The 1,366-nt window shown below is 52.9% G+C and carries 1 rRNA gene; it reads right to left on the reverse strand.

Annotation, left to right across the window (positions count from 1 at the left end):
- Positions 1–1,366, reverse strand: a 23S ribosomal RNA gene (locus FHC48_RS22965); the annotation flags it as partial.

Here is a 1,366-nt window from a genome sequence, read left to right on the forward strand (position 1 = left end):
CCGCTAACCCCATCAATTAACCTTCCGGCACCGGGCAGGCGTCACACCGTATACGTCCACTTTCGTGTTTGCACAGTGCTGTGTTTTTAATAAACAGTTGCAGCCAGCTGGTATCTTCGACTGATTTCAGCTCCACCCGCAGGGGCTTCACCTACATATCAGCGTGCCTTCTCCCGAAGTTACGGCACCATTTTGCCTAGTTCCTTCACCCGAGTTCTCTCAAGCGCCTTGGTATTCTCTACCTGACCACCTGTGTCGGTTTGGGGTACGATTTGATGTTACCTGATGCTTAGAGGCTTTTCCTGGAAGCAGGGCATTTGTTACTTCAGCACCGTAGTGCCTCGTCATCACACCTCAGCGTTAATAAACGACCGGATTTACCTGGTCGTTCCGCCTACATGCTTAAACCGGGACAACCGTCGCCCGGCTAACATAGCCTTCTCCGTCCCCCCTTCGCAGTAACACCAAGTACAGGAATATTAACCTGTTTCCCATCGACTACGCCTTTCGGCCTCGCCTTAGGGGTCGACTCACCCTGCCCCGATTAACGTTGGACAGGAACCCTTGGTCTTCCGGCGAGCGGGCTTTTCACCCGCTTTATCGTTACTTATGTCAGCATTCGCACTTCTGATACCTCCAGCAACCCTCACAGGCCACCTTCAACGGCTTACAGAACGCTCCCCTACCCAACAACGCATAGCGTCGCTGCCGCAGCTTCGGTGCATGGTTTAGCCCCGTTACATCTTCCGCGCAGGCCGACTCGACCAGTGAGCTATTACGCTTTCTTTAAATGATGGCTGCTTCTAAGCCAACATCCTGGCTGTCTGTGCCTTCCCACATCGTTTCCCACTTAACCATGACTTTGGGACCTTAGCTGGCGGTCTGGGTTGTTTCCCTCTTCACGACGGACGTTAGCACCCGCCGTGTGTCTCCCGTGATAACATTCTTCGGTATTCGTAGTTTGCATCGGGTTGGTAAGCCGGGATGGCCCCCTAGCCGAAACAGTGCTCTACCCCCGAAGATGAGTTCACGAGGCGCTACCTAAATAGCTTTCGGGGAGAACCAGCTATCTCCCGGTTTGATTGGCCTTTCACCCCCAGCCACAAGTCATCCGCTAATTTTTCAACATTAGTCGGTTCGGTCCTCCAGTTAGTGTTACCCAACCTTCAACCTGCCCATGGCTAGATCACCGGGTTTCGGGTCTATACCCTGCAACTTAACGCCCAGTTAAGACTCGGTTTCCCTTCGGCTCCCCTATACGGTTAACCTTGCTACAGAATATAAGTCGCTGACCCATTATACAAAAGGTACGCAGTCACACCACGAAGGTGCTCCCACTGCTTGTACGTACACGGTTTCAGGTTCT

The sequence above is a fragment of the Enterobacter sp. EC_50 genome (assembly GCF_019584525.1).
Taxonomy (GTDB): Bacteria; Pseudomonadota; Gammaproteobacteria; order Enterobacterales; family Enterobacteriaceae; genus Enterobacter; species Enterobacter roggenkampii.